The organism is Actinomadura sp. NPDC048955, from assembly GCF_040649435.1.
Lineage (GTDB): Bacteria > Actinomycetota > Actinomycetes > Streptosporangiales > Streptosporangiaceae > Spirillospora > Spirillospora luteofluorescens.
Window position 1 is genome coordinate 32,680 of record NZ_JBEZJI010000042.1, and the last position, 25,806, is coordinate 58,485.

The 25,806-nt window shown below is 75.0% G+C and carries 28 protein-coding genes and 1 pseudogene; 16 read left to right on the plus strand and 13 right to left on the minus strand.

All coding sequences use genetic code 11. From position 1 onward, the window contains the following. Positions 1-4 precede the first annotated feature (4 nt). The 7 genes from AB0C84_RS31305 to AB0C84_RS31335 all read left to right on the plus strand — a co-directional run bounded on the left by AB0C84_RS31305 (position 5) and on the right by AB0C84_RS31335 (position 4,341). Positions 5-1,042, plus strand: coding sequence for an NADP-dependent oxidoreductase (locus AB0C84_RS31305; protein WP_361073579.1), 1,038 nt, complete (start codon positions 5-7; stop codon positions 1,040-1,042). Then, positions 1,043-1,555, plus strand: a complete 513-nt coding sequence (locus tag AB0C84_RS31310; RefSeq protein ID WP_361073581.1) for a DinB family protein — start codon at positions 1,043-1,045, stop codon at positions 1,553-1,555. 150 nt (positions 1,556-1,705) lie between these two features. Further along, on the plus strand, positions 1,706-2,074 hold the full coding sequence (locus AB0C84_RS31315; protein WP_361073583.1) for a hypothetical protein: 369 nt from the start codon (positions 1,706-1,708) through the stop codon (positions 2,072-2,074). Between the two features lie 53 nt (positions 2,075-2,127). Further along, positions 2,128-2,451, plus strand: coding sequence for a YciI family protein (locus tag AB0C84_RS31320; protein WP_361073585.1), 324 nt, complete (start codon positions 2,128-2,130; stop codon positions 2,449-2,451). Further along, positions 2,448-3,683 carry a DUF6596 domain-containing protein gene (locus tag AB0C84_RS31325; protein ID WP_361073587.1) on the plus strand — a complete coding sequence of 412 codons (1,236 nt, stop codon included), beginning with the start codon at positions 2,448-2,450 and terminating at the stop codon, positions 3,681-3,683. Before AB0C84_RS31320 ends, AB0C84_RS31325 begins: the two co-directional genes overlap by 4 nt. A gap of 117 nt (positions 3,684-3,800) precedes the next feature. Beyond that, on the plus strand, positions 3,801-4,181 hold the full coding sequence (locus AB0C84_RS31330; RefSeq protein ID WP_361073665.1) for a hypothetical protein: 381 nt from the start codon (positions 3,801-3,803) through the stop codon (positions 4,179-4,181). Between the two features lie 4 nt (positions 4,182-4,185). Next, positions 4,186-4,341, plus strand: a complete 156-nt coding sequence (locus tag AB0C84_RS31335) for a hypothetical protein (RefSeq protein WP_361073667.1) — start codon at positions 4,186-4,188, stop codon at positions 4,339-4,341. On the opposite strand, the pseudogene AB0C84_RS31340 reads toward AB0C84_RS31335, so the two are convergent. The 3 genes and pseudogenes from AB0C84_RS31340 to AB0C84_RS31350 all read right to left on the minus strand — a co-directional run. Then, positions 4,294-4,428 (minus strand): annotated as a pseudogene (locus AB0C84_RS31340) (helix-turn-helix domain-containing protein); the annotation flags it as partial. The gene AB0C84_RS31335 and the pseudogene AB0C84_RS31340 sit on opposite strands and share 48 nt — an antisense overlap. Positions 4,429-4,495: 67 nt before the next feature. Next, on the minus strand, positions 4,496-4,765 hold the full coding sequence (locus tag AB0C84_RS31345) for a helix-hairpin-helix domain-containing protein (protein WP_361073589.1): 270 nt from the start codon (positions 4,763-4,765) through the stop codon (positions 4,496-4,498). Between the two features lie 47 nt (positions 4,766-4,812). Further along, entirely contained in the window at positions 4,813-5,673 is an 861-nt protein-coding gene (locus AB0C84_RS31350) for a sigma-70 family RNA polymerase sigma factor (RefSeq protein WP_361073591.1), read from the minus strand. A 69-nt stretch (positions 5,674-5,742) separates the two neighbouring features. Here AB0C84_RS31350 and AB0C84_RS31355 point away from each other — a divergent pair, with 69 nt between their 5' ends. Next, positions 5,743-6,885, plus strand: a complete 1,143-nt coding sequence (locus tag AB0C84_RS31355; protein ID WP_361073593.1) for an alkene reductase — start codon at positions 5,743-5,745, stop codon at positions 6,883-6,885. On the opposite strand, the gene AB0C84_RS31360 is transcribed toward AB0C84_RS31355, so the two are convergent. The 3 genes from AB0C84_RS31360 to AB0C84_RS31370 all read right to left on the minus strand — a co-directional run bounded on the left by AB0C84_RS31360 (position 6,882) and on the right by AB0C84_RS31370 (position 8,533). Further along, the gene (locus tag AB0C84_RS31360) at positions 6,882-7,256 is read right to left on the minus strand and encodes a nuclear transport factor 2 family protein (RefSeq protein WP_361073595.1); all 375 of its coding nucleotides are present in this window, start codon (positions 7,254-7,256) and stop codon (positions 6,882-6,884) included. The genes AB0C84_RS31355 and AB0C84_RS31360 overlap by 4 nt on opposite strands. Before the next feature lie 96 nt (positions 7,257-7,352). Continuing rightward, positions 7,353-7,730: a VOC family protein gene (locus AB0C84_RS31365; protein ID WP_361073597.1), complete on the minus strand. Its 378-nt coding sequence runs from the start codon at positions 7,728-7,730 to the stop codon at positions 7,353-7,355. Beyond that, the gene (locus AB0C84_RS31370) at positions 7,727-8,533 is read right to left on the minus strand and encodes an ArsR family transcriptional regulator (protein ID WP_361073599.1); all 807 of its coding nucleotides are present in this window, start codon (positions 8,531-8,533) and stop codon (positions 7,727-7,729) included. Before AB0C84_RS31370 ends, AB0C84_RS31365 begins: the two co-directional genes overlap by 4 nt. A 49-nt stretch (positions 8,534-8,582) precedes the next feature. On the opposite strand from AB0C84_RS31370, the gene AB0C84_RS31375 reads away from it, so the two are divergent. Then, a complete protein-coding gene (locus AB0C84_RS31375) occupies positions 8,583-10,007 on the plus strand; it encodes an APC family permease (protein ID WP_361073600.1) in 1,425 nt (474 codons plus the stop codon). Beyond that, a complete protein-coding gene (locus tag AB0C84_RS31380; protein ID WP_361073602.1) occupies positions 10,000-10,455 on the plus strand; it encodes a thioesterase family protein in 456 nt (151 codons plus the stop codon). Before AB0C84_RS31375 ends, AB0C84_RS31380 begins: the two co-directional genes overlap by 8 nt. A 146-nt stretch (positions 10,456-10,601) precedes the next feature. On the opposite strand, the gene AB0C84_RS31385 is transcribed toward AB0C84_RS31380, so the two are convergent. The 3 genes from AB0C84_RS31385 to AB0C84_RS31395 form a co-directional block, all read right to left on the minus strand. Then, on the minus strand, positions 10,602-11,612 hold the full coding sequence (locus AB0C84_RS31385; RefSeq protein ID WP_361073604.1) for a DUF6569 family protein: 1,011 nt from the start codon (positions 11,610-11,612) through the stop codon (positions 10,602-10,604). 91 nt (positions 11,613-11,703) lie between these two features. Next, entirely contained in the window at positions 11,704-13,050 is a 1,347-nt protein-coding gene (locus AB0C84_RS31390; RefSeq protein WP_361073606.1) for a hypothetical protein, read from the minus strand. 55 nt (positions 13,051-13,105) lie between these two features. Next, entirely contained in the window at positions 13,106-13,867 is a 762-nt protein-coding gene (locus AB0C84_RS31395; RefSeq protein WP_361073608.1) for a TetR/AcrR family transcriptional regulator, read from the minus strand. A gap of 94 nt (positions 13,868-13,961) precedes the next feature. Between AB0C84_RS31395 and AB0C84_RS31400 the strand changes: the two genes are divergently transcribed. After that, complete coding sequence (locus AB0C84_RS31400) at positions 13,962-14,909, plus strand: ATP-binding cassette domain-containing protein (protein WP_361073610.1); 948 nt, start codon at positions 13,962-13,964, stop codon at positions 14,907-14,909. 16 nt (positions 14,910-14,925) lie between these two features. Next, positions 14,926-15,768, plus strand: a complete 843-nt coding sequence (locus tag AB0C84_RS31405) for an ABC transporter permease (RefSeq protein WP_361073612.1) — start codon at positions 14,926-14,928, stop codon at positions 15,766-15,768. Positions 15,769-15,778: 10 nt separating this feature from the next. Here the strand turns inward: AB0C84_RS31405 and AB0C84_RS31410 are convergent, their stop codons facing one another. Continuing rightward, complete coding sequence (locus AB0C84_RS31410; RefSeq protein WP_361073614.1) at positions 15,779-16,885, minus strand: DMT family transporter; 1,107 nt, start codon at positions 16,883-16,885, stop codon at positions 15,779-15,781. 95 nt (positions 16,886-16,980) lie between these two features. Between AB0C84_RS31410 and AB0C84_RS31415 the strand changes: the two genes are divergently transcribed. Both AB0C84_RS31415 and AB0C84_RS31420 read left to right on the plus strand, forming a co-directional pair. Next, complete coding sequence (locus tag AB0C84_RS31415; protein WP_361073616.1) at positions 16,981-19,869, plus strand: hypothetical protein; 2,889 nt, start codon at positions 16,981-16,983, stop codon at positions 19,867-19,869. Positions 19,870-19,972: 103 nt separating this feature from the next. After that, entirely contained in the window at positions 19,973-21,091 is a 1,119-nt protein-coding gene (locus AB0C84_RS31420) for a WYL domain-containing protein (protein WP_361073618.1), read from the plus strand. A 15-nt stretch (positions 21,092-21,106) separates the two neighbouring features. Here AB0C84_RS31420 and AB0C84_RS31425 read toward each other — a convergent pair whose 3' ends face one another. Beyond that, a complete protein-coding gene (locus AB0C84_RS31425) occupies positions 21,107-21,628 on the minus strand; it encodes an ATP-binding protein (protein ID WP_361073620.1) in 522 nt (173 codons plus the stop codon). 582 nt (positions 21,629-22,210) lie between these two features. On the opposite strand from AB0C84_RS31425, the gene AB0C84_RS31430 reads away from it, so the two are divergent. After that, positions 22,211-23,086 (plus strand): metalloregulator ArsR/SmtB family transcription factor, encoded by an 876-nt coding sequence (locus tag AB0C84_RS31430; protein WP_361073622.1) that lies wholly within the window; start codon positions 22,211-22,213, stop codon positions 23,084-23,086. Further along, positions 23,083-23,682, plus strand: coding sequence for a dihydrofolate reductase family protein (locus AB0C84_RS31435; RefSeq protein WP_361073624.1), 600 nt, complete (start codon positions 23,083-23,085; stop codon positions 23,680-23,682). The genes AB0C84_RS31430 and AB0C84_RS31435 overlap by 4 nt, the downstream gene beginning before the upstream one ends. 140 nt (positions 23,683-23,822) lie before the next feature. On the opposite strand, the gene AB0C84_RS31440 is transcribed toward AB0C84_RS31435, so the two are convergent. Together AB0C84_RS31440 and AB0C84_RS31445 are read right to left on the minus strand one after the other, a co-directional pair. Next, positions 23,823-24,023, minus strand: coding sequence for a DUF3040 domain-containing protein (locus AB0C84_RS31440; protein ID WP_179848896.1), 201 nt, complete (start codon positions 24,021-24,023; stop codon positions 23,823-23,825). 57 nt (positions 24,024-24,080) lie between these two features. After that, the gene (locus AB0C84_RS31445; RefSeq protein ID WP_361073626.1) at positions 24,081-25,667 is read right to left on the minus strand and encodes a family 10 glycosylhydrolase; all 1,587 of its coding nucleotides are present in this window, start codon (positions 25,665-25,667) and stop codon (positions 24,081-24,083) included. Between the last annotated feature and the right edge of the window lie 139 nt (positions 25,668-25,806).

Genomic DNA, 25,806 nt, shown 5'->3' on the forward strand with positions numbered 1-25,806 from the left:
AGTCATGCCCGTGCGGACCTTCCGCGAGATGGTGCTCCGTGAACGTCCGACAGGTGGGATCACCCCGGGCACGTTCGCTGAGCGGCGCAGCCCCATGCCGGTCCTGGACGACGGCGAGGCCCTGGTCGCGGTCGTCTGGCTGGGCATCGACGCCACTCAGCGCACGTGGCTCAACCCTGACGCCACCTATATCGCACCGGTCGAGATCGGTGAGGTGATGCGCGGCAGCGGTGTCGGGCGTGTGGTGGCCTCCCGGAACCCGTCGCTGCCGGAGGGACAGTGGGTCTACGGCGTCCTTGGGTGGCGGGAGTACGTCGTGGCGCGCGAGGGCGGCCTGTTCGGCGTCAACCCGGTGCCGGAGGGCATCGATCCGCGTCACATGCTCACCGTCTTCGGCGTGAGCGGGCTGACGGCGTTCGTCGGCATGTCCGCCGTCCTGGACGTCACCGACGCGGACACGGTGCTGGTCACGGGCGCGGCGGGCAGTGTCGGTTCCCTGGCCGGGCAGATCGCGCGGCTTCTGGGCGCCCGGGTGGTCGGCACCGCCGGTTCGGCCGAGAAGGTCGCCTGGGTGAGGGACGTGGCGAAGTTCGACGCCTGTGTGGACTACCGCGCCGACAGCGTCCCGGAGGCGTTGCGCGACTTCGCGCCCGACGGGCTCACCGCCGTCTTCGACAATGTGGGCGGTGTGCTGCTGGAGAACGCGCTCGACCGGCTCGCTCTTCACGCGCGCATCGCGCTGTGCGGGTCGATCTCGTCCGGCTACACGGCCGCGGGATACGGCGCGGGCCCCGCCAACTACATGCAGCTCGCGTTCCGCCGAGCGCGCATGGAGGGTTTCGTGTTCCTCGACCATCAGGCGCTGTTCCCCCAGGCGCTGTCGCGTCTCGCCGGCTGGGTGGGGGCGAGCGAGCTGCGCTGGGCCGAGGACGTCGTCGACGGCCTCCCCAACGCCCCCGCCGCGCTGCAGCGCCTGTTCGACGGCGCCAACCTGGGCAAGCAGCTGGTCAGGGTCAGCGCGGACGAAACGAAGGTGGACTGAATGACCGACGTCAAGCAGATGCTCCAACAGCAGCTCGCCACCACTTGGGCGCTGCTCGACTACCACGTGCAGCAGTGGCATGACGACGACCTGTTCTGGGAACCGGCGCCGTCGCACTGGACCATGCACCAGGTCGAGGGCGGTTGGGCCCCCGACTTCGCCGATGTGGAGCCCATTCCCGTCCCGGCTCCGACGATCGCCTGGCTGACCTGGCACATCGGCTGGTGGTGGTCCACGGCACTCGCCCATCTGAAGCAGACCGATGTCCCCGCACGCGAGGACATCGCCTGGCCGGGCACGTGCGCCTCGATCACCGAATGGCTGGGAGACATCCACGAGGCATGGCGGACGGCGCTGTCGGCCACCGACCGCCTCGACGACCCATCGGCGTTCCCCTGGCCCGAAGAGGCGGGCCGCACCGTCGCCGACATGTGCGCGTGGGTGAACGTCGAGCTCACGAAGAACGCCGCCGAGATCGGTCAGCTACTGATCCTTCGCCGCGCACGCCACTGACCGGCGCACCGTTCACCGCGGAGCCGCCGTGCCGCCGTCCCGGAAATCTCTTCGAAGAATTCCGGGACGCGGTGTCGGATCGGGGCGGTGGTGTTCGTGGAAGGGGTGAGGCCGCCCGCGAGGGCGGCGCCGAGGCGAGGAACAACGATCATGAAGCTGACGACCATCACCCAGGTCACCGTCGACGGAGTGGTGCAAGGAAACGGCGGCGCGTCGGACGAGGACCGCCGGAACGGGTTCGAGCGCGGCGGATGGGCTCTGGGGAAGGGCGACGCCGAGACCCACGCCTTCATCGGCCAGACCTACCGGCGCGCCGAGGCGTTCCTGTTCGGGCGGCGGACCTACGAGCTGTTCGCCGCCTCGTGGGGGACGCTCACGGTCCAGGACACCCCGGGCTGGGAGCCGGTGGTGGAGGCGTTGAACACGCGACCCAAGTATGTCGAGTCGCGCGTCGACTCCAGGGACGTGACGATCCAGGTCTACCGGCCGGCCGGGCGCCCGCAGTACGCAACGGCTTGAAGTCCCCCACCACCGGACCGCGACGGCGCGGCACCACAGGAGATGATTCTCAGATGCGTTATCTGGTTTCCGTGATCGACGACAAGGACGGCCCCGGCAGCACCGACAGGCAGCCTGCGATCAGCCGGTTCAACGAACAGCTGATCGCCGATGGGTACTGGGTGTTCGCGGGCGGGCTCGCGGACACCGACGCGGCCACGGTCGTCGACAACCGGGGCGAGCAGGCGGTGTTCAGCGACGGGCCTTTCGTGGAGTCGAAGGAGTATCTCGCCGGTGTCTGGGTGTGGGAGGTCCCCGATCTGGACGTGGCGCTCAGGCTGGCCGCCGAGGCGTCGAGGGTCTGCGACCGGAAGATCGAGGTGCGGCCGTTCCAGTGAGCGACGTCCAGGAGGCGGTCACCCGGGTGCACCGCGAGGAGTGGGCGCGGGTGGTCGCCGCGCTGACCAGGCGCTTCGGTGACCTCGACATCGCCGAGGAGGCGGCCGCCGAGGCATTCGCGACCGCCGTCGAGCGGTGGCCGGCCGACGGGGTGCCTCCCAACCCCGGCGGCTGGCTGACCACCACCGCCGCCCGCAAGGCCATCGACCGGATCCGGCGCGAGAGCAGGCGCGACGACAAGCACAAGGAGGCCGCGATGGTGTACGACGCCGAGCCGCCCGAGCCCGTCGGCGCCATCGACGACGACCGGCTCCGGCTGATCTTCACCTGCTGCCACCCGGCGCTGGCGGCGCAGACCCGCGTGGCGCTGACGCTGCGCATGGTCGGCGGCCTGACCGTGCCCGAGATCGCCCGCGCGTTCCTGGTGGCCGACACCGCCCTGGAGCGGCGGATCACCCGCGCGAAGGCCAAGATCAAGGCGGCGCGCATCCCCTACAGGGTGCCGTCCGCCGAGGATCTCCCGGCGCGTGTCTCCGGCGTGCTCGCCGTCCTGTACCTGGTGTTCAACGAGGGCTACCTGGCGACCGGCCCCGGCACCGATCCGGTACGTCACGACCTGACCGCCGAGGCGATCCGGCTCACCCGCCTGCTCCGCACCCTGATGCCGGGCGACGGTGAGGTGGCCGGGCTGCTGGCCCTGATGCTGCTCACCGAGGCCCGCCGCACCGCCAGGGTCTCGGCCGGCGGCGAACTGGTCCCGCTCGCCGAGCAGGACCGCGGGGCCTGGGACGCGGCGCTGATCGCCGAGGGGCATCGGCTGGTGCGCGAGCGCCTCGCCGCTGCCGCCGCCGGGGCCGCTCCGGGCCGGTACCAGATCCTCGCCGCGATCAACGCCGTGCACACCTCCGCCCGCGACGTCCGCGACACCGACTGGTCGCAGATCCTCGCCCTCTACGACCAGCTCGTCCGCCTCGACCCCTCGCCGATCGTCGCCCTCAACCGGGCCGTCGCGGTCGCCGAGCTCGACGGCCCGCAGGTGGCGCTGGCGGCCGTCGACCGTCTTGAGGGCGAGTTGGCCGGTTACCACGCCTACCACGCCACCCGGGCCGACCTGCTGCGCCGGCTGCACCGCGGTCATGAGTCGCGCGCGGCCTACGACCGGGCCATCGAGCTGGCGGGCAACACCGCCGAGACCGCCTACCTCACCCGCCGCCGCGACCAGCTGCGGTAGCCCCCGCTGCAACTGCGACCGAACGCCGAGCTGGCCGCCTGAGTGCGGTTCCAGGCGGTCCGCGGAGCGTTCGGTGGCGCGCAGGGTCCGGTCCGAGGAGCCCGCGCGCGGCATGGTGTGGATGCGCAGGAAGTCGCACTGGCCGCGCCGGACGGGGTCGTCCAGGACGGTCGCCGCCTGTTCGGCGCGAACGGCCGCCAGGTGGGCCAGGTCGGGGTAGCCGAGGTCCTTGGCGGTGAAGGTGGCCGCGACGCAGGCGTCGACGAGGGGCTCCAGCGCGGTGCGGTGGGCCGCTTCGTCGGCGGGATCGGCGGTGTGCAGGTGCAACTCGTCCAGCAGGCCGGGCAGCAGGGTTCCGACGCGCACGTAGTCGCAGGCCTGGTGGTAGGGCTCGACGCGCGCCATCTCGGCGACCAGTTCCGGCAGGGGGCGGGCGCGCTCGACGGCGGGGTCCCTCAGCTCGTTGGTCTGCAGGGCGAGCCTGATCGGGGGGGATGACGGCGTGGGGGTCGGACTGCCCGTGGTCGGGGCCGAGGTGGGGGCCGCCGACGAGGTCGGTTTCGGAGACGTGGAGGGCGTCGGCGAGGGCGGCGATGTGGGAGCGGCGGTCGAGGCTGCGCTGCCCTCGTTCGGCCATGGACAGGAAGGACTTCGATAAGCCCGCCTGCCCGGCGAGCTGGTCGAGGGTCATGCCGCGCCAGCGGCGCAGGGCGCGCAGTCGGGCGCCGATGGTCTCCTGGGGCATCGCCGCACCTCCTCGTGAGGCTCCCGCCCTCCAGGCCACGGCCCCGGCGCGGGCGCGCGGCGGGGAATCAGGGACGGGTGCCGGCGAGGAGGCGTTTGCGTTCGGGCGTGTAGTGCCACCAGGGGCGGGCGGGCCTTCCTTCGGCCTGGTCGACGGCGGACATGACGGTGTCGAGCAGGCAGGGGTCGAGACGGCGGCCGTGGGCGGCCGACATCCGCTCGTACAGCTCGACGGGGTCCTGGCCTTCGAGCTGGGCGACGGTGGTGACGCCGATGCGGTCGAAGTGGGCGGCGACGGCCGGTCCCACGTTGGCCAGTTCGGAGAGTTCGCTGCTCATGGGGCCAACATAGGGCGAGTGGGGCGGCGCGGTCTTGTAGGAATCGGTCAGGGGACGGTGATGTGAAGGGCGGTGAGGCGGGCGGGGTCGGCGATCATCTCGTAGCCGGTGACGCGGCCGTCGTGGACGGTGACGGCCAGGGCGAGCAGGAGGCGGCCGTGCGGGGCGACGACGGCGCCGACCGTCCCGTCGATGAGGGCGGGTCCGGCGTATCGGGCGCGGCGGCCGAACAGCTGCATCTCGCGGGCGACGGGGCCGGCGCCGCGCAGGACGGCGGGGCGGCCGGGGGTGAGAGCGGTGCGGTCGGCGCGGCGGACGACGTCGGGGGCCAGCACGGCGAGGAGGGCGTCGAGGTCGCCGCTGCGGGCGGCGGCGAGGAACGCCTCGACGACGCGGCGCTGTTCGGCGAGTTCGGGTGCCGGTGGGGTGGCGGCGCCGCAGACGCGGCGGCGGGCGCGGCTGGCGAGTTTCTTGGCGGTGGCCGGGGTGCGCTCGACGATCGGCGCGATCTGGTCGAACGGGACGGCGAACACGTCGTGCAGGACGAAGGCGACGCGTTCGGCGGGCCCGAGGGTGTCCAGGACGACGAGCATGGCGCGACCGACCGATTCGATGAGGACGGCCTCGGTCTCGGGGTCGCCGTCGCCGGTCTGGACGGGCGAGTGCCATCCGTAGGGTTCCTCGCGGCGGGAGGTGCGGGCGCGGAGCATGTCGAGGCAGATGCGGGCCACGACGGTGCGCAGCCACGCCTCCAGGTCGTCGATTCCGGCGGGGCCGTGGCGGGTGAGGCGCAGCCACGCCTCCTGGACGGCGTCGTCGGTCTCGCCGGGGCTGCCGAGCATCCGGTAGGCGACCGCGCGCAGGGCGGGGCGGTGCGCTTCGAAGCGTTCGGCGAGTCGGTCGTGCATCGGTCACCTTTCCGTGCCGTGTTGCGTCTGCTTCGTGGCATCGGAGAGACGGCGACGGCGGGAGGACGGATGGTCCGACATGACGAGGGTAGCGAGCCGGGCGGGCAGCCGCTGCTGCGGCCGGTGGCGCTGGGGGACCTGGAGCTGCCCAACCGGGTGGTGATGGCCCCGTTGACGCGGTCGCGGGCGTCGGGGCCCGGGCTGGCGCCGACGGATCTGCACGCCGCCTACTACGGGCAGCGCGCCACGGCCGGGTTGATCGTCGCGGAGGGGGCGTGGGTCGGCGAGGGGGCGGTCGGGTTCCCCGGCGTTCCCGGCATCTACGGCGAGCGGCAGGTGGAGGGCTGGCGCCGCGTGACCGGGCTCGTCCACGCGCTGGGCGGGCGCATCGTGCTGCAGTTGTGGCACGCCGGCGCCCACTCCCATCCCGACCACCGCGGCGGAGCGCGGCCCGCGGGGCCGTCGGCGGTCGATCCGGGCGAGGTGTCGTGGACGGCGGCGGGCCCCAAGGCGACTGTCACGCCGGTGGAGATGACCCGCGCGCAGATCGAGGAGACGGTCGCCGAGTACGGCGCGGCGTCCGCGCGGGCGCGGCGGTCGGGGTTCGACGGGGTGGAGGTCGCCGCGAACGGCACGTTCCTGATCGCGCAGTTCCTGAACCCGCGCCTGAACCGCCGCGCCGACGCCTACGGCACCGACCGGGGCCGGCTGCTGCTGGAGGTCGTGGACGCGGTGACGGCGGAGTGGGACGGGCGCCGCGCCGGGGTCCGGCTGTCGCCGTACTGGACCGTGCACGACACCTCGCCCCGGGCGCGCCGCGCCGGCTACCCCTACACCGCCGACGAGGCGACGCTCGCCGCCTACGACGCCCTGGTCGCGGAGCTCGCCACGCGTCCCCTAGCCTACCTTCACCTGCGCGGGCGGGCCGTGGCCGGGCCGGGCGCGGTGCCGGACTTCGAGGAGTTCGCCCGCTACCGCAAACTGTTCGACGGAGCCCTGGTCGCCAATCACGGGTTCGGGCGGGTGTCGGGGAACGCGGTGGTCGAGGCGGGGATCGCCGACGCGGTGTCGTTCGGGCGGCCGTTCATCGCCAATCCCGATCTGGTCGCGCGGTTCGCGCTCGGCCATGCCGTGGCGCGCGGCGACGAGAGCACCCACTACGGCGGCGGCGCGCGCGGGTATGTCGACTATCCGATCTGGGCGGGGTGCTAGGCGCCGGTCCCGGGGGGCGTCACGAACTCGGGCTGGTCCAGGACGCGCAGCCAGCTGCCGTCGGGCTGGCGGCGGGCGACCTGCGCGCGCGCTCCGGCCCCGTCCCTGGGCGGGGTGGAGGTGAGGGCGAGGTCTCCGCTGATCAGGGTGGGCAGCGGCTCCTCGGGCGTGAAGCGGGGACGCGCGGCCAGGACCTTCTCCCACAGTTCGCGGATGGCCTGGCGCCCCACGGTCTGGGAGCCGGGCGGGTAGGCCATGACCGCGTCCTGCTCGTAGAGGGCGGCGACTCCGGCGGCGTCGCCGGCGTTGGACCGTTCGACGAACAGGCGGGTGATGTCCTCGGGCCGCAAGGCCTTCTCGTACTGCGTCATGGCTTCCCCCAGGTCGTGTGTGCTGTCACCTCCCATCGTGGTCACCCCGGGTCGAGAAGTCCAAGAGATGGTTCTTCTGGCTTTCAGAAGCGATGCTTATGCGGGCTGGAAGAGTTCGACCAGGTTTCCGGCGGGGTCGGCGAGCAGGATCTGGCGCCCGCCGGGCCCTGTGACCAGGTCGCTGCGGAAGGCCAGGTCCGCGCCGCGCAACCGGGCGATCTCGGTGTCGAGGTCGTCGACGATCAGGTGGATGCGGTTGCGTCCGGGGGCGGCCGCGTCCGCGGGTGTGGCGCGGGCGCCGGAGCTGGCCGGTCCCGACAGCAGCAGGCGCAGCGGCCCGCGCACGACGTCGGCGAAGGCGGGCGACGCGTCGAGGTTGACGGTGAAGCCGAGGTGGGTGGTGTAGAAGTCGACGGCGGCCTTGACGTCGTCGACGAGGTAGCGGACGCCTGCGTACTTCTCGGGTCCGGTCATGGGCGTGCCTCCGTCGTCTGGGTGGCTTGCGGGATCTGGGCGAGCAGGGGCAGCAGGTGGCGGACGCGGGTGTCGAGGTCGGCCGCCACCCGGCCGAAGGCGGCGAGCCCGTCGGGCGCCGCCGCGGCCGGGTCGGGTGTGCTCCAGTGGGCGTGCCGCGCGTGGTCGCCGAGGTCGGGACGGGCCTCGCGGGCCTTGTCGCACAGGGTGATGACGCGGTCGAAGCGGCGGCGCAGGGCGTCCAGGGGGCGGGGCCGCTGCCCGGAGATGTCGATGCCGTACCGCTCGCGCAGTACCTGGACGGCGCGGGGGTGCATCTCGGGCTTGGGACGGGTGCCGGCGCTGGCCGTGGCGACGCGGCCGGCGGAGTGGTGGCGCAGGAGGGCTTCGGCGATCGGTGAGCGCGCGCTGTTGCCCGTGCACACGAACAGCACCGCCGGGGCCGCCCGGCGCTCGGGGCCGTCGGGGAGCCGGGGGTCGTCGGGCAGCCGCGGCGGCGCGGGCGCGCATCGCAGCGCCGGGTGCAGGGCGGCTCCGGCGCCGTCGAGGGCGTGGGCGCAGCGGTCCAGGTCGAGGCGGTAGTAGCTGTCGCGGCCGTCGTGGCTGCTGCGGGCGGCGGTGACGAGGCCGCCGTCGCGCAGCAGCCGCAGGTGGTAGGAGACCAGGTTCTGCGGCGCGGCGGCCAGGTCGGTGAGCTCGCGGACGCGCAGGTCGCCGTCGGCCAGGGCGGTCAGCAGCCGCCAGCGCAGCGGGTGGGCGGCCAGCCGCACGAACGCCGGGGCGGCTTGACTCGGTGACGCCATGCCCGGACGATACATCAAATGAGTTTGATGGAATAGGCGGGGGTGGGCGATGGCGTTCCGGCGCCGGAACCGGAGCGGGCCCGAGACGGCGGCGTCCGGTGCGGGCGGGCCTGTTGAGGACGGGCCTGCTGAGGACGGGCCTGGTGGAGACGGGCAGGGCGCGGGCGAGGCGTCCGGTGGTGGCGATGCGCTGGCGCGGCGGCTGGGCACCGGGGACGCGGTGCTGATCGGGCTCGGGTCGATGGTCGGGGTGGGCGTTTTCGCGGTGTTCGGGCCCGCGGCGCGGGTGGCGGGCACGGGTCTGCTGGTGGGGCTGGTGGTCGCGGCGGTGGTCGCGTACTGCAACGCGGCGGCCTCGGCGCAGCTGGCGGCGGTTTATCCGACGTCCGGCGGCACCTACGTGTACGGGCGTGAGCGCCTGGGGTCGTGGTGGGGGTTCGCGGCGGGGTGGGGGTTCGTGGTGGGCAAGACGGCCTCGTGCGCGGCGATGGCGCTCACCTTCGCCTCGTATGCGGTGCCGGGTCCCGGGTGGGTCCGCCGCGTGGTGGCGGCGGCGGCCGTGGTGGCGCTGGCGTCGCTGAACTACCGGGGCGTGACCAGGACGGCGCTGCTCACGCGGGTGCTGGTGGTCGCCAGCCTGTCGGCGCTGGCCGTGGTGGTGCCGGGGATCGCGGTGGGCGGGCAGGCGAGCGCGGCGCGTCTGGGCGGGTGGGCGGCGGTGGGCGAGGGCGGCGTCTACGGCGTGCTGCAGGCGGCGGGGCTGCTGTTCTTCGCGTTCGCCGGCTATGCCCGCATCGCGACGATGGGCGAGGAGGTGCGGGACCCGGAGCGCACGATCCCCCGGGCGATCCCGGTGGCGCTGTTCATCGCGGTGGCGGTGTACCTGGTGGTGGGGGCGGCGGCGCTGCTGGCGGCGGGTCCGCGGGTCCTGGCGGGCGCGGCGGCGCCGCTGGCGGCGGCGGTCGAGGCGGCCGGGGCCGGGGCGCTGGCGCCGGTGGTGCGGGCGGGCGCCGCGCTGGCGTCGCTGGGGGCGCTGCTGGCGCTGATCGCCGGGATCGGGCGCACGTCGCTGGCGATGGCGCGGCACCGCGACCTGCCGGGGTGGCTGGCGGCCGTGCATCCCCGGTACCGGGTGCCGCACCACGCCGAGGTCGCCGTGGCGGTCGTGGTGTGCGGCCTGGTGGCGGCGGTGGACCTGCGCGGGGTGATCGGGTTCTCCTCGTTCGGCGTCCTGGTGTACTACGCGGTCGCCAACGCGAGCGCGTTCACCCAGCCGGCGCGGGACCGCCGCTGGCCGCGCGCGCTGAACGTGCTCGGCGCCGCCGGGTGCGTGGTCCTGGTGGCGGCGTTGCCGTGGACGTCGGTGCTGGCGGGGGCGGTGATGTTCGCGGTGGGGCTGGGCGGCCGGTGGCTGGTGCTGCGGCGGCGGGGCCCGGGCGCGTCCGGCGACGTGCACAATGCCGGGTATGAGTGAGATCTTCGCGCATGGGCTGCGGGTCCGGTACAGCGAGTGCGATCAGCAGGGGGTGGTGTTCAACGGCCATTACCTGTTCTTCTACGACGTGGCGCTGACGGAGATGTGGCGGGCGCTGTTCGGCGACTGGGCGGGAATGGTGGAGCAGGGCTACGACCTGGTGGTGGCCGAGGCGCGGATCCGGTTCCGGGAGGGCGCGCGGTTCGACGATCTGCTGGAGGTGTCGATGCCGGTGGCGCATCTGGGGACGACGAGCATGATCGTGCGTCCGGTGTTCCGGGTGGAGGGACGGCTGATCGCCGACGGGGAGGTGCGGCACGTGTTCATCGACCCGGAGTCCAAGGCCAAGAAGGAGATGCCGCCGCAGGTGAGGTCGGTTCTGGAGCCTTACCTGGACGGAACGGCGGGACAGGCGGCCGGCGCCTCGTCAGGTTCACAATCGCTTTGACGATGTCTCGAGCATCGCGCGTTTCCCGGATTTGGAATCGGGGTTCGGCCTGACGTGCCCGGCACAGTTCCCGCGGTTCTGATTCAACCGGGCGCCGCGCCCCCGGGGCAACCCCTTTTTTTCTCGGGGGCGCCGGGGGCGGGCGGTCAGCGGGCGAACAGGGACGCGTAGACGGTGCGGTCGCCGTCGGTGACGATCTGCCCGGCCAGGTGGGGGGCGGTGACGGTGGACAGCCGCACGTCGAGGTAGCGCTCCTCTTCGCGGAGTTCGACGGGGCCGGTGGGGGCGTCGGCGAGCCAGCCGCCGATCTCGGTGAGGCGGACGGAGCGGTCGCGGTCCAGGGCGGCGCGCAGCCCGGCGAGCCCGGCGGCCTGGTACGGCGTCCCCTGGTAGGACGTCCCGTCGCGGGGGGCGAGGTCGTAGGGGGCGGTGCCGGGGCCGGGCGGGGCGGGTTCGGCGTGCCAGGCGGCGACGCCGTAGGCGAAGCAGACCAGCGCGGTCCACATCTCGGCGAAGTAGCGGGGGTCGGGGGCGATCTCCAGGCCGGCGAAGCGGCCGGAGACGAAGAACAGGGCGCCGAGCTGGGCGGGCTGCGGTTCCAGCCGGGACTGGAACTGGGTCAGCACGGCCCGCTTGCGGGACAGGATCTGCTCCAGGTGGCCGCGGCGGGGCAGGCCGTGGCGGGCGTTGAGGGCGGCGATGTCGTCCCACAGCTTGCTGTAGCCGGCGACGCCGCGCAGGTCCAGGGCGCGGGCGCGCAGTTCCAGCGGCAGGACGAAGAACCACTGGTCGCGCTCGCTGAGGAGGCCGCCCTGGCTCTGCTGGACGCAGCAGGCGTCGTCGAAGCGCACGGTCTGCCCGGGGGCCAGGAACGCCGACCGGCACAGGGCGTGGTTCTGGGCGCGGTCCTGGATGTAGCCGATGTGCAGGGGGACGATGGCGACGCCGGAGTCGGCGCGGTTGGACAGTTCGACCTGCCCGTAGCCGGCGACGCGGGTCAGTTTGAGTCCGGTGCGGGGCGGGACGTAGCCGCGGTGGGCGGGCCCGGAGATGGGCACCATGGTGAGCGCGCCGGCCTGCTGGGGGGTGCCCAGGCGGTGCCCGGCGAGGCTGAGGGGGCCGGGGACGAGGGTGTCGAGCGCCGTCATCTGGGTCATGCGGTGCTCCCTTCGGGACGGTGTCGGCGTGCGGCGGGCGTGCATCGGGCGTTGCGGGTCGCGTGTGGGCGGCGCGGCGCGGGTGGGCGGTTCAGGCGGCGATGCGGGCGGTGAGGGTGTCGGCCTGCCGGTCGAGGGCGTCCAGGCGGTCGTGCAGGGCGGCGCGCAGCCAGGGCGCGCCGGCCTCGCAGTGCCCGAACATCCAGGGCAGCAGTTCGGCGAAGTCGTCCTGGTGCCAGAAGCCGCGCTGCGGCAGGGACGGGGCGGGGCGCCGCAGCGTCAGGTCGTCGCTGCCGGTGAACAGGGCGTGGCAGAACACCACGGGGGTGGTGACGCCGGCGTCGGGCAGGCTCGCCACGACCTTGGCCAGGTCGCCGGGGAAGACGTTCTCGTAGCCGTCGGAGACGACGGCGACCAGGTCGGGGCCGGCGCCCAGGGCGTCCAGGACGCCGGTGGCGAGGTCGGTGGCGCCGCGGGGGGCGCGTTCGTCGCCGCCGGTCTCGATGACCTCCAGCCGGGCGCACACCTGCGACAGCACCATGCGCAGCGCGGCGGCCTGGGACAGCGCGGCCCATTCGCGGTCGCCGTAGCCGCGCATGGACGCCGAGGCGTCCAGGACGAGCGCGACGGTGCCGGTGAAGCGGGGGAACGCCGCGGCGGCGGCGCCGACGTAGCGGCCGAGGGCGGCGTAGAGGTCTTCGGACGGCCCGCCCCGGTAGAGGTGGACGAGGGTGGCGGCGATGTCGCCGCGGTTGGTGGCGGTGATGGTGGCGGGCCGCTGGCGGGCGGGGTCGACGGGCAGCACCGGCTCCCCCACCGCGGCGTGGTCGCCGCCGGGCGTGGCGGCCGCGGCCTTGCCGGCGTCGTAGAGGGCCTGGACGCGGGCGGGCGCGGCGGCGGGGTCGGTGAGGAAGCGCAGCAGGCGCCGCTGGAGGTAGTCCGAGGCGGTGTCGCCGCCGGCGATGCGGCCGGCGCAGCCGCGGGCGGTGGCGGCGCCGAGGGCGTGCTCGAAGCAGTCGCGCAGGGCGGGGCGGCGCGCGGCGATGAGCGCGTCGGCGGCGGGGTGCTCCAGGACGAACCGCAGCGCGGTGCGGGTGGTGTGCTTGTGGTTGGCGCGCAGCCGCCGCAGCGCGAGCAGGACGGTGATGACGTGGGCGGGCGGCAGGCCCAGGGTCAGGACGCGGGCGACGCGGGCCTGCACGGCGCGGGCGCGGTCGTCCAGGCCGGCCTGGGAGGCGGCCAGGATCTGCAGCAGCACGCGGGCGCGCTGCCAGGGCCGCACGCCGGGTGCCAGCCCGAGCAGGGCGTAGCCCTCGGGGTCGCCGGTGTGCGCGGCGCGGTGCAGGTCCGCGTCGTCCCAGCGCAGGCAGGCGCCCCGGGGCAGGCTCAGGGCGGTGTCGTGGTGGTGCAGGTGGGCAAGGAGCGTGGGGGTGTCCATGGTTGTTGGCCTCCGCAACCATGAAGTCTAGGAATGATCTGCGGTGGGCCGACACTCAATTTCCGGCGGCCGGGCTTTCGACGCCGGTGCCCGCAGCGGGGTCGGCCCGGGGGTCGTCCGGAGTGTCGGCCGTGGTGCCGGCCGTGGTGCCGGCGGGGGCGGCGGCGTAGTGGCCGAGGCCGTGTTCGAGCAGGTCGAAGGCGCGGGCCGCGGCGGCGTAGACGTCCTCGGCCATCTCCTGGAGGGTCTCGCCCGCGGTCTTGCGGTCGGCGATCTGCTCGACGAGCGTGTTCTGCACGGCGAAGATCATGGCGGCGGCGGCGCGGGGGGCGATGTCGTCGGGGCCGGCGCCGGTGGCCTCGGCGAGCAGGTCGGCGAGGCGGTCCTGGGCCTGGCGGCCGATCTCGCGCTGGCGGGCCATGAGGGCGGGGCTGTCGCGGACGGTGCGGGTCCAGACCTCCGCGCCCTCGTGGAAGGCGGTCTGGAAGGCGCGGGCGTCCAGGCCCTCGAAGAAGCGGCGGCGGAACAGCGCCACGGCGCCCTCGCCGGGGCGGCGGTCGCGGAAGTCCCGCCCGGCGGCCTCGATGATCTCGTCCTGCCGGTCGAAGAACAGGTCCTCCTTGGTCCTGAAGTAGTTGAAGACGGTGTTGACCGACACGTCGGCGGTGCGGGCGACGTCGGCGATGGTGACGTTGTCGAACCCGCGGGTCATGAACAGGCCGGTGGCGATGTCGGCGATGCGGCGCCGCGTCTCGCGCTTCTTGCGTTCCCGCAGTCCGAGTTCCGGCGCTGCGTCGGGGACGTGGTCCTCAGCCATGCACAGGAATATACCTTCACTGGTGTGACTGAAAACTTGGTGTGACTGCAAATTTGGGGTTACGCTAGCGGCCATCGTTCTGAGGGAGGTCAACGTGATCGAGGCTCGCGGGCTCGCCCGCACCTTCACCGGCGGGCACGGGACGGTCGAGGCCGTCCGCGGCGTGGACCTGTCGGTCGCGCCCGGCGAGATCGTCGGGTTCCTCGGCCCCAACGGGGCCGGCAAGACCACGACGCTGCGGATGCTGACGACGCTGCTGGCGCCGACGGCGGGCACCGCGACCGTCGCCGGCCACGACCTGCGCGCCGACCCGGCGGCGGTGCGGCGCCGGATCGGCTACGTCGCGCAGGGCGGCGGCGCCGACCCGGGCGTCCCGGTCGCCGAGGAGCTGGACCTGCAGGCCCGCCTGTACGGGGTGCGCGACCGGTCCGCGCGGATCGCGGAGCTGTGCGCGCGGCTGGACCTGGAGGGCCTGGAGCCGCGCCCGGCGGGGTCGCTGTCGGGCGGGCAGCGCCGCCGCCTGGACATCGCGCTCGGGCTGGTGCACCGCCCGCCGCTGCTGTTCCTGGACGAGCCGACCACGGGCCTGGACCCGCAGAGCCGCGGCAACCTGTGGGACCACATCCGCGCCATGCGCGACCGGGACGGCGCGACGGTGTTCCTCACCACGCACTACCTGGACGAGGCCGACGCGCTGTGCGACCGGCTGCTGATCATCGACCGGGGCCGCATCGTCGCCGAGGGCACGCCCGCCGAGCTCAAGCGCCGCGTCGCCGGGGACGTCGTCACGGTGGAGCTGGCCGAGGCCGCCGGCGTCGAGGGCGCCCGCAAGGCGCTGGCGGCGCATCCGGCCGTCCGCGAGGCCGCGGTGTCCGGCGGGACGCTGCGCCTGACCGTCGAGGACGGCGAGACGGCGCTGATGTCCCTGATCCGCGCGCTGGACGGCGCGGGGGTGGAGCTGGCGTCGCTGAACCTGGCCCGTCCCACGCTGGACGACGTGTTCTTCACCGTCACCGGCCGCTCGCTGCGCGACGCGGCCTGAACCGAGGAGTCCCCCCATGTCTTATGAAGAGTCCATGTCTTATGAAGAGTCCGCGTCCCTCGGGCGGGCCGCGGCGCCCGGACGGGTCGCCGCCCTCGGGCGGGTCGCGTCCGACACCCGCCTGATCTTCCTGCGCTCCATGCGGCAGACGCTGCGCAGCAAGGTCGCGGTGGTGTTCGGCGCGGTGCAGCCGCTGCTGTACCTGGTGCTGTTCGGGCCGCTGCTGTCGGACCTGGTCGACGTGCGCGGGTTCGGCGCGGGCAGCGCCTGGCAGGTGTTCGTGCCCGGGGTGCTGATCCAGCTGGCGCTGTTCGGCGCGGGGTTCGCGGGGTTCGGGCTGATCGCGGACCTGCGGTCGGGGGTGGTGGAGCGGCTGCGGGTCACCCCGGCGAGCCGGACCGCGCTGCTGCTGGGGCGGGTGCTGCGCGACACCGTCGTGGTCGCGTTCCAGGGCGCGGTGGTCGTGGCGGTCGGGCTGGCGCTGGGGCTGCGGGCCCCGGTGGGCGGGATCGTCGTCGGGCTGGCGTTGGTGGTGGCGCTGGCGGTGAGCGTGGCGTCCCTGTCCTACGTGGTGGCGCTGCGCACGCGCAGCGAGGACGCGTTCGCTCCGATCCTGTCGTCGGTGACGCTTCCGCTGATGCTGCTGTCGGGGATCCTGCTGCCGATGAGCCTGGCGCCGGGGTGGCTGGACGTGGTGTCGCGGTTCACGCCGTTCCGGTACATGGTGGACGCCGCGCGGGCGGCGTTCCTGGGCGACTACGCGACGGCGGCGGTCGCGGAGGGGGCGCTGGTGGCGGTCGCGCTGCTGGTGGCGTCGGTGGCGCTGGGCGCCCGGCGGTTCCGCCGCGAGAACGCCTGATCCGGCCCGGTCACCGGGGCAGGGCGGCGGGCCGGGCCTGCGGGCCCGTCTCGCCGCCCGTCCGACCGCTCTTTCCGCCGCTCTGCGCGGTGCCGGGCGGGCGGTGCGCGGGGACGGCGGCGGCGTTGAGGACCTCGGGGTTGGCGACGGTGGCGCGCTGGGCGATGTAGGCGCCGGCCAGCACGATCGCGCCGCCGGTCATCTGCGCGGCGGTGAGGCGCTCCCCGAGGACGGCCCAGGCGATGAGGGCGGCGGCGACGGCCTCGGTGTAGCAGATGGCGCCGCCGACCTGCGCCGACAGGCGCTGCAGCCCGGCGACGCCGGCGAGGTAGGCCAGGACGGTGCTGACCAGGCCGATCCAGGCGACCAGCGCCCAGCCGGGCGCGGCGTGCCCGGCGACGGGCACCGGGGCGGGCAGCACCTGCCAGGGCAGCGTCCACGGCGCGGCCAGCGTGGTGAGGGCGAGCGCGGCGACGACGGCGCCGGCGGAGGTGATGACGACGGGGTCGACCTTCCCGGCCAGCCGGTCGACGATGAGGAAGTAGCTGGCCTGGCAGGCGGCGGCGCCGAGCCCGGCGGCCAGGCCGATCGGGTCGAGCGACAGGCCCGTCCACACCTGCACGACCAGGGCGAGGCCGACCATGGCGATCGCGACGCCGGCGGCGGCGGTGCGGTGCACGGGGGCGCGGCGCACCAGCCGCAGCCACGCCAGCACGATGACGGGGCCGCTGAACTCCAGCAGGATCGCCACCCCGACCGGAAGGCGGGAGGCGGCCACGAAGTAGAACGCCTGGCATCCGGCGACGCCGGTCAGGCCGTACACGGCCAGGGCGGGCAGGTGGGGGCGCAGGCCGCGGGCGGCGGCGCGCCCGCGCAGCAGGAACGGCAGCGGCGCCAGGACCAGCGCGGCGACCGCGATGCGCAGCCACACCGCCTGCAGGGGGCTGAGACCGGCCTCGATGAGGGCCTTGCCGAACGGCCCGGACGCGCCGAAGCACACCGAGGACAGCACCGCCAGGGCCAGGCCCCAGGCGCGGGTACGTGCGGCGCCGTCCATCCTCACCCCCGGGTCGTGCGGTGTGCCGCCGAGCCCGCTCCCCGGCGGGCTAATGAGCATCCTGCCATAACGCTCCTTACACGTCGACGGCGGGATACCGGCCCGTAATGCGGGCGATGCCGGACGTGACGCCCGCTGCTACTACTATTCGCCGGATGAGCTGGCAGTCGGCCGGGGCGGGGCCCGGCGGAACCGGAGGGGGCCCGAGCGGCGACCTGTTCGCCTCGGTCGAGGGCAACGTGCGCGAGCTGGTGGCCTCACCGTGGTGGCAGAGCGCCCAGCCGGCCGACCGGGCGGCGCAGATCACCGCGCGGATGCTGTGGGGCGCCGGCGAGTGGTGGCTGTACGGCGCGTGGGGACGCTGGTACCGGTGCGGCCTGGACGGCACCTGGCACCCCTGCCCGCCCCCCGCGCAGTTCGAGGACCGCCGCGTCGCCGTCCCCGCGCCCCAGGGCGCCGGGACGCCGCCCGTCCCGCCGCAGCTGTTCCCCACCGGCCCGGACCTGTCGGCCGGGCGCGTGGCGCCGCTGGGGTTCCTCGGGCCCGTCCCCGACACCGCCGTCGTCGCCCGCATCTCCCAGGCCCTGACCACCGCGCTGGCGGTGAACCCGCAGCAGTTCACCCAGCGCGACCCGATGTTCCAGCCCGGCACGCCCAGCACCGTCGCCGCCGCGTGGGGCGCACTGCTGTGGTGCGCGGGGTCCCCGGTGGTGCTGACCGAGCACCCCCTGATCGAGTCGTTCATCCCGTTCCTGACCACCTCGGCCGAGCACCTGCACTGGATGATGCCGCCGGACTTCGCCACCCTGGCCGGCTACTACGTCCACCGGCTCGGCGCGGGCGACGGCGGCGGCGCCGCGCACATCGCCCGTGTCATGTACGAGGTCGCCGCCGGGCTCCAGGCCGACCCGCGGTTCCGCCCCGGCGCCGACGCGCTGGCCGCGGTGACGGCGGCGTCGCTGCGGATGGTCAACCAGGACATGGCCACCGTCCGGTACGGGCCCGAGGCGATCCTGCAGGAGTGGCGGCGCCGCTGCCCCGCCGAGTTCGCCACCCCGATGGTCCGTGACACCGCGCCCGGGGAGTACCTGCGCCTGGCCCTGTACGACCTGCAGGAGATCGTCGCGGGGCTGACCGGGCCGCGCCCGGCCGCGGCGGGACGCAGCCACGACGAGGTCCGCCGCGCCGGGATCGCGGTGCTGGCCGCCGACCTGCAGGCCGCGCCGGGCGCGCTGCAGGCGCTGCAGCACTGGCTGGACGCCGACAGCGCCCGCACGCTGCAGGCGGTCCTGACCGATCCGGCCAACCCGCTGCGGTCGCTGTGGCCGCGCGACGGGCGCCTTCCCGACGCGCTCCGCAGCGACGACTCCGACGCCCTCGCCGCGCTGCTGGCCACCAGCTACACCCTCGGGCTGACGTGGTGCCGGCTGGCGCAGGTGCCGCCTCCGGCGACGGGGTTCGCCGTCCCGCAGGCGGTCGCGGCGGAGCTGACGTCCCCGGCGATGCACACCCCGCCCTCCACCGACGAGCTGTCGGCGTGGGACATCATCAAGGCCGCCCGCGCCCACATGGCCGCCGAGCGCGCCGCCACCGGCGCCGACCAGCCGGTCGCGCCGGTGCCCGAGCCGGCGCAGGAGGCCCCGGGCCCGCCGCCGGCGGTGGCGCCCGCCCCTCCCCCGGCCGCCCCGCCGGTGCCCCCGCCCGCCGCGCCCGAACCGCCCGCCCCGGCCTCGCTGGAACCGCCCTTCCGGTACACGCCGCCGCCCCCGCCGGGGTCGCAGGCGGAGCGGGACTCCCGCCACGAGCAGGGCCCGCCCGACCAGCCCCACGGCGAGCAGCACCGCACCGACCAGCACCGCCACGAGCCCGCCGCCCCGCCGCTCGCCCTGCCGCCGCCCGCTTCGTCGCCGGACCCGTTCGGGTCGGACGTGCCGCCGCCGCGGATCCCGCCTCCCCCGGCGCCCGAGCCGCCCGCCCCGGCGCAGGACCGGGCCCCCGAGCGGCCGCCGGTGAGCGAGCCGGTCCCCGAGCCGGTGTGGCCGTCGGAGCCGCACCAGACGCAGCTGGACACCGACGCGTTCCGCACCCAGCTCGACCCGGGCCCGGCGTGGCCCGGATCCGGCGCGCCGCCGGCCCCCGCACGGCCCTCCCCCGTCCCGGCGCCCGCGCCGCACGCGGATCTGCCGCCGCCCCCGGCGCCGGTGCCCGAGCCGCCGCCCCCGCTGCCGCCCGCGCCCGTGGCCGAGCAGGCCCCGCAGGTCGCCGAGGCCTACGGGGTCCGGTTCCTGTGCGGCGCCGACGACATCGAGCGCGTCGTCACCGAGGTGCGGCGGCGCGGCAAGTGGGCGCGGCGGCTGCGCGGGCAGGAGGTGTCGAGCGCGTCGGCGCCGGCGCTGCTGCTGATCGGCGCGCCCTCCAGCGGGCAGCGGCGGCTGGCGCGGATGGTGGCGCGGGCGCTGGCGGAGGTGGAGGCCTCCAGTGGCGAGGTCCACGCCGTCCACGCCGAGGACCTGCGCGAGCACGGGCCCGACGGGCTGCGCGCGGCGCTGGAGGAGCACGCGGGCCACGTCCTGCTGCTGGACGGCCTGGACGGGCTGATCCTGGACGAGTCGCAGGGCCCGGCCTACGCGTCGGTGCTGTACCGGACGCGGCTGGAGGGCGTGAACGACACGGCGCTGCTGGGCACGTGCGAGCCGGACCGCGTCGGGGAGCTGTCGGCGGCCTCGCCGGAACTCGTGACGGACCTGCGGGCGGTGCGGCTGCCGGACCTGTCGGAGACGCCGGCGCGCGCGGCGCTGGTGCGGCTGCTGGCCGAGGAGCGCAGCCTGCGGCTGGGTTCGGACGCGTGGGAGGTGGTGAACCGCGAGGTGGGTTCGCTGCGCCCGCGGGGCCGGCTCGCCGGGGCGCGGCTCGTGGAGGCCTACCTGGACCGGGCCGCGACGCGGCATCTGGGCAGCGCGGAGGCCACGCAGGCGATCGGCAGCGCGCTGTCGCTGACGGCGGCCGACTTCCAGGGCCTGGCGGCGGAGCTGTCGGGCCGCTGACCCCCGGGCCCGCGCCCGGCGCGGGCCCGAAACCCCGCGCCGGTAAGGGTTTTAAGCCCCTGCGGGTGGGTGAATCGCTCGCGGGCGGGGTCACGATGGGTGCGTGGACCGCGTGGATCGGCTGCTGGCGCTCGTCGCGGAGCTGCGGGCGGCCTCGCCCGAGCCGCTGGACGCGGCGGTGCTGGCGGCGCGGCTGGGGGTCAGCGGGCGGACCGTGCGCCGCGACCTGGAGCTGCTGACGCACGGCGGGCTGCCGGTGCGGGCCCGCAAGGGCCGCGGCTACGCGCTGCCGGAGCCCGCCGCGCGCGAGCCGCTGGGCGAGGTGGGGTCGCTGCTGGGTCCGGTGCACGACACGCTCGTGGAGGCGGTCCGCGCCCGCCGGGTCGTGCGGCTGGCCTACACCGACCAGGCGGGGGCGCGCAGCTTCCGCGACGTGGAGGCGCACGGCCTGGTCGTGGCCCCCTACGGGGAGTACCTGGTGGGGTGGTGCCGCATGCGCGACGGGCCGCGGATGTTCCGGCTGGACCGGATCGGGGCGGCGGTGCTGTCGGGGCGGGGCGCGGAGGTGCGGGATCTGGACGACCTGCTGGCGGCGCTGCGGGTGCCGGTGCCGCGCCCGGCGGCCGAGGCGGGTCCGCGGGCCCCGGCGGCCGCGGCGCGGGCGCGGGCGTGGACGCTGGACCGGCTGGAGTTCGTGCGGTCGCGGCTGCGGGAGGCGGCCGCGGAGGTCCGGGGCGGCGGGTCGGGCGCGGCGGCGCTGCGGGGGGTGCTGGGGCATCTGGCGGAGTGGACGCGGTGGCAGGCGGCCGCGATCCGGTCGGCGGCGACGGGCGAGGAGCCGGTGCTGGAGGGCCGCCCTCCGCCGTTCCCGCCGGCGTTCGGGCGGGAGCTGCCCTACGACGCGCGGGAGCGGATGATCCAGGACGCGATGGCGCTGCGGTCGCTGGGCGATCTGGCGCGCGACCTGCAGCAGGTGCTGGAGGCGGTGGCGCACTGGGCGGCCGGCTGCGACGACGCGCTGTGGGAGGCCGAGCTGCCCGATCCGCGCCCCTACGGGCCGCCGGGGCCGCCGCGTCCGCTGGCCGATCTGCTGGCGGGCTGGCGGGGGCCGCTGGCCCACATCGAGTGGCATCTGGACCGGCTCACCGATGAGCCGCCGCTGCCGCCCGGCGCCGGGGAGGAGGAGGTGTGGGTGGTGGACCGCTGCCCCCTGCAGGTCTGACCGCGGCCGGTCGGGTCAGTTGGCGGGCGTGTCGGCGGTGAGGGCGGGGGTGTCGAGAGGGTCGAGGTCGCGGGTGAACCAGATGGTCTTGCCGGGCGGCGCGGGCCGGGCGCCGAACTCGGTGGCCAGGGAGGCGACCAGGAGCAGGCCGCGACCGTCCTCGGACCAGTCCAGGACGGGGGGCGGCCCGGCGGGGACGCCGGGTGCGCGGGGGTCGGCGTCGCCGATCTCGCCGGTGAGGCGCACTCCGGCCCGGGTGGCCTCCAGGCGCAGGGCCAGGTGGACGGGCCCGGTGCCGTGCACGACGGCGTTGGTGACCAGTTCGTCCACGATGAGGACGATGTCGTCGATGTCGGCGGTGCCGGTGACGCGCCACCGGCGCAGCGACCGGCGGGTGAGCGCGCGGGCCCGTGCCGCGGCGCGGGTGTCGGCGGCCAGGTCCCAGACCGCCGTGGCGCCGCCCCCGTCGCCGCCGCCGTCGTCTTCTCCGGTTCCGCCGCCCGCAGGCCTGGTGGTCCCCGTCCCCGTGGTTCGCACTACCCGTCTCCTCGTCTGTGCCGGTCGTCCGTGCCGGGTCTGGCCGCCGATCGGTGTGCGGTCGGGTGCGGGCCCCGCGGGGTGACCGGCCGGTCTCCCCGTATTCCCCGCATCGACTCATATGCGTGGACGCTTCTTCCGGCGGGGTGGTGCACGGGCGCAGGCAACCCTCACCGCGGGGTGAGGTGAACTTCACGTGCGGGGTGGCGGTGGAGGAGGCACTGGCGCGGAGCCGCTAGAGTGGGTGCGTCGGTGTGGCATGTGTCCCCCGGGCTCTACCTGATGCCTTCGGGGAATACCGCCGGTCCCATGCGGTCCGGGCTGGAGCTTCGTTGTGCCTTTCGCCGTGAGGCGACCACCACACCGGCTTGACGCCGAGGCCCCGGCGGGTTGATCCCGCCGGGGCCTTTGGCGTTCACGCCCCCGGCAGGCCGTCCTGGCACGCCCGCCCTCCCCTTCGCCTCGCCCCTTTTGGCCCCGTGCCTCCTTGAGCGCACCCCTTGCCTCCTCGTCCGTCCTCGGCGTCACCTCGCACCAAGTATTCCTTGACAAGAATATTCGTCATGGAGAATGCTTCGGGGCATGGAGGAGATCCTCAGCGCGCTGGCCGATCCGGTCCGGTGGCGGCTCGTGAACCTGCTGGCCGAGCGGCCGCGGCCGGTGGGCGTCCTGGCGCAGCTCGCCGGCGCGCGGCAGCCGCAGACGACCAAGCACCTGCAGACGCTGGAGCGCGCCGGCGTCGTCACCTCGCAGCGCGCCGGGCAGCGGCGCGTCTACGCGCTGCGGCCCGGTCCGCTGCGCGACCTGGCGGCGGCGCTCGGCCGCCTCGCCGACGACGCCGGCCGGCCCGGCGGCGCGGGCGAGACCTTCGCCCGCTACGGGGCCGCCCTCGGCGCGGAGCGGCTCGCCGCGCGGGAGGCGGGGTGGGCCGACGGCCGCGCGTTCGCCTTCGCACGGTCGCTGCCGCGGCGTCCCGGGCTGGTCTGGCGCCATCTCACCGAGCCGTCGCTGCTGGCGGACTGGTGGGCGCCGGACGACCTGCGGGTGTCGGCCCTCGTCTTCGAGGCGCGCCCGGGCGGAAGGGTGCTGCTGGAGTACCGCGACGCCGAGGACGCTGGCGGGGTGGACGCGGTCGCCGGGCGCGCCGAGGGCGTGGTGGAGGAGGCGCGCCCGGGCGAGCGCCTGCGCTACCGCTCCACCCCGGTGCTGCCGAACGGGGAGGCGGCCTTCACCGCCCACGTCGATCTCGGCCTGCGTCCCGAGGGCGACGGCACCGGCCTGGACGCCCGGGTCCGGATCACCGGCAGCACGGTCGGGTCCGCGGACTTCGTCGCGGGCATCGAGATCGGCTTCGGGCAGAGCCTGGACAAGCTCGCGGCGGTCCTCGCCGCGGCGGATCCGGGGCCGGCGGATGAGCACGGCACTGGAAACGACGACGACGCAAGGAGCATGAAATGACCGGCACTACCGGCCGCAAGGTGACCGCGAACCTGGCCCTCACTCTCGACGGCCGCTACCACGGGCCCGGCGGCCCCGCCGACTTCGGAATGTTCGTCCCTTATGTGACGAGTGAGGTGGCGCGCGATCATCTCACCCGGATCTACGAGGGCGCTACGACGGCGCTGCTGGGCAGGGTCAACGCCGAGGGCTTCATGGGCTTCTGGCCGGCGGTCGCCGGGGACGCCGGCGCCGACCCGCGTGACCGCGGGTACGCCGAGTGGCTGGTCGGCACCGAGAAGGTGGTGCTGTCCACCACCCTGGCGGAGGCGCCGTGGGAACGGACCCGTGTGGTGAACGCGCCCGCCGCGGACGTCGTCGGAGAGCTGCGGGCCGAGGGCGGGGGCGACATCCTGGTCAACAGCAGCGCCAGCGTGATCAAGCCGCTGCTGGCCGCCGACCTCGTCGACCGGCTGTACCTGATGGTGCTGCCGGAGATCGCCGGGGGCGGGGGGCGGCTGTTCCAGGACGGCCTGCCGTCCACCCGGTGGTCGCTCAGCCGCCGGGAGACCGGCGAGCTGGGCGAGCTGGCCCTGGTCTACGACCGCGTCCGCTGATCCGGCCGGACGGGGTCGCGGTGACCGCGGAGACGGCGTGCGCCTCCGCGGTCGCCTCGGGGCGTGGGGCGGCGCCGGACCTGCCACGAGCGGGGGGGTGGGAGTGGGAGCGGGCGGGAGCCGGGCCGGGCGGGCCGGGTCTAGAGGATCGCGGCGGCGATTCCGGCGCCGATCGCGGCCAGGACGATGATGACGGCGGCGGCTGCGAGGACGATCGTACGGGCGCGGCGGCCGCGGGGGGTGCCGAGGCGGGCGAGGCGCTGGGCCAGCCGCGGGTCGTCCTCTCTCAGGCGGATCTCGATCTGGCTGAGGATCCGCTGCTCCTCCATCGACAGCGCCATGCTTCATACCTCCGGGGGGTGGTCAGGTGTCAGGTTCCTCCCCACGGAGCATGATCATTATCCCTCGGGGGCGGTGGCCGTTGCGCCGCGGCCGGGGCGGCTTTCGTGGTGGAGGCGGTCCAGGGCGGTGACGGAGTAGGTGTAGGAGCGGCCGGGCTTGGCGGTGGGGTCGATGATGCCGCCGCCGCGGACGTCGGCGATGAGGTGGCGGGGGTCGACGGGCGCGCAGCCGGGCTTGGCGCCCTCGACGCGGTAGACGGCGTAGGAGGTGGCGCCCTGCGAGGCGCGCCAGGTGACCTTCACGCCCTTGGCGTCCTTGCCGGTGGCGGGGGCGGCGGTGGTGCCCTGGACGGGCGGGGGCGCCTGCCCGCCGCGGCGGGCGGGGACGGGCGGGACGGCGGGGCGGGGGTAGTGGTCGTCGCGGAGGCGGGCGGCGAAGCCGCGGCGGTTGGCGGCGAGGTCGGAGGCGCTGAAGAACACGTCGCCGCTGATCTGCGGGTACTTGGCGTTCAGGGTGAGGTGGCGCGACAGTTCGGCGGGCTTGCGCCAGGTGGCGTCCTCGCCGACGCGGTAGGCGGCCTGCCCGATGGTGAGCTGGACGCCGGTGCCCTTGACCTGGCGGGCCCACCAGGGGGCGAGTTCGGCGTAGTCGGCGCGGGCGTCGCCGATGGGCCAGTACAGCTGGGGGGTGACGTAGTCGAGCCACCCCTGCCTGATCCATTTGCGGGTGTCGGCGTAGATGTCGTCGTAGCTCTGCAGGGCGGCGGTGGGCGACCCGTCGGGGTCGCTGCTCTTGTTGCGCCACACGCCGAAGGGGCTGATGCCGAACCGGACCCAGGGTTTGGCGGCGTGGATGCGGCCCGACAGCGACTCCACGAGGGTGTCGACGTTGCGGCGGCGCCAGTCGGCGCGTTTCATGCCCTTGCCGTAGGCCTTGAAGGCGGCGTCGTCGGGGAAGTCGCCGTCCTCGGGGTAGGGGTAGAAGTAGTCGTCGAAGTGGACGGCGTCGATGTCGTACTTGGTGACGACGTCCATGACGGCCTTGGTGGCCAGGTCGCGGACCTGCGGGAGGCCGGGGTCGTACCACAGGCCCTTGCCGTACTTGCGGACCCAGTCGGGGTGCTGCCGGGCGGGGCTCTTGGGCGCCAGCTTCTTCAGGTCGTGGTGGCGGGACACGCGGTAGGGGTTGAACCAGGCATGGAACTCCAGGTTGCGGGCGTGGGCCTCCTTGAGCATGAACGCCAGGACGTCGTAGCCGGGGTTCTTGCCGGGGGTGCCGGTGAGCCACTGCGACCACGGCTCGTACGGGGAGTCGTAGAACGCGTCGGAGTTGGGGCGGATCTGGACGAACACCGCGTTCATGTTCATCGCGGCGGCGGTGTCGAGGAGGCGGGTGAACTGCTCGCGCTGGTCGGCGGGCGAGGCCTTGGGGTCCTTGGGCCAGTCGGTGTTGCCGACGCTGGCGATCCACATGCCGCGCAGCTGGCGCCCCTTGGCGCCGCCGGGGGCGGGGACACCCGGGCATTCGGCCCTGGCGCCGTCGCGGGCGGGGCCGTCCTCGCGTCCGGTCGTGCCGCCGAAGGCGGTGATGCCGCAGGCGGCGAGCGCGCCCGCCGACGCTCCCGCCGTCAACGCCGCCGCCACTTGCCGGGTCCTGGATCGCCATGCCATAGCGGCCCATTGTTACGCACGCGCCGGGATGCCACGCACGAAACGCCGACGCCCGTGTGATACCTCACCGTCCCGTTTCGCCTGATATCAGCGTCGCGGACCCGGCACCCGC

Bases quoted from the DNA above. Each gene is read 5' to 3' on its own strand.
- AB0C84_RS31305 (WP_361073579.1), top strand. From the start codon at position 5: ATGCCCGTGCGGACCTTCCGCGAGATGGTGCTCCGTGAACGTCCGACA.
- AB0C84_RS31315 (WP_361073583.1), top strand. From the start codon at position 1,706: ATGAAGCTGACGACCATCACCCAGGTCACCGTCGACGGAGTGGTGCAA.
- AB0C84_RS31350 (WP_361073591.1), bottom strand. From the start codon at position 5,673: ATGCACGACCGACTCGCCGAACGCTTCGAAGCGCACCGCCCCGCCCTG.
- AB0C84_RS31415 (WP_361073616.1), top strand. From the start codon at position 16,981: ATGAGCTGGCAGTCGGCCGGGGCGGGGCCCGGCGGAACCGGAGGGGGC.
- AB0C84_RS31310 (WP_361073581.1), top strand. From the start codon at position 1,043: ATGACCGACGTCAAGCAGATGCTCCAACAGCAGCTCGCCACCACTTGG.
- AB0C84_RS31405 (WP_361073612.1), top strand. From the start codon at position 14,926: ATGTCTTATGAAGAGTCCATGTCTTATGAAGAGTCCGCGTCCCTCGGG.
- AB0C84_RS31380 (WP_361073602.1), top strand. From the start codon at position 10,000: ATGAGTGAGATCTTCGCGCATGGGCTGCGGGTCCGGTACAGCGAGTGC.
- AB0C84_RS31365 (WP_361073597.1), bottom strand. From the start codon at position 7,730: ATGACCGGACCCGAGAAGTACGCAGGCGTCCGCTACCTCGTCGACGAC.
- AB0C84_RS31345 (WP_361073589.1), bottom strand. From the start codon at position 4,765: ATGAGCAGCGAACTCTCCGAACTGGCCAACGTGGGACCGGCCGTCGCC.
- AB0C84_RS31430 (WP_361073622.1), top strand. From the start codon at position 22,211: ATGGAGGAGATCCTCAGCGCGCTGGCCGATCCGGTCCGGTGGCGGCTC.
- AB0C84_RS31395 (WP_361073608.1), bottom strand. From the start codon at position 13,867: ATGGCTGAGGACCACGTCCCCGACGCAGCGCCGGAACTCGGACTGCGG.
- AB0C84_RS31360 (WP_361073595.1), bottom strand. From the start codon at position 7,256: ATGACGCAGTACGAGAAGGCCTTGCGGCCCGAGGACATCACCCGCCTG.
- AB0C84_RS31435 (WP_361073624.1), top strand. From the start codon at position 23,083: ATGACCGGCACTACCGGCCGCAAGGTGACCGCGAACCTGGCCCTCACT.
- AB0C84_RS31375 (WP_361073600.1), top strand. From the start codon at position 8,583: ATGGCGTTCCGGCGCCGGAACCGGAGCGGGCCCGAGACGGCGGCGTCC.
- AB0C84_RS31440 (WP_179848896.1), bottom strand. From the start codon at position 24,023: ATGGCGCTGTCGATGGAGGAGCAGCGGATCCTCAGCCAGATCGAGATC.
- AB0C84_RS31390 (WP_361073606.1), bottom strand. From the start codon at position 13,050: ATGGACACCCCCACGCTCCTTGCCCACCTGCACCACCACGACACCGCC.
- AB0C84_RS31370 (WP_361073599.1), bottom strand. From the start codon at position 8,533: ATGGCGTCACCGAGTCAAGCCGCCCCGGCGTTCGTGCGGCTGGCCGCC.
- AB0C84_RS31355 (WP_361073593.1), top strand. From the start codon at position 5,743: ATGGTCCGACATGACGAGGGTAGCGAGCCGGGCGGGCAGCCGCTGCTG.
- AB0C84_RS31385 (WP_361073604.1), bottom strand. From the start codon at position 11,612: ATGACCCAGATGACGGCGCTCGACACCCTCGTCCCCGGCCCCCTCAGC.
- AB0C84_RS31410 (WP_361073614.1), bottom strand. From the start codon at position 16,885: ATGCTCATTAGCCCGCCGGGGAGCGGGCTCGGCGGCACACCGCACGAC.
- AB0C84_RS31320 (WP_361073585.1), top strand. From the start codon at position 2,128: ATGCGTTATCTGGTTTCCGTGATCGACGACAAGGACGGCCCCGGCAGC.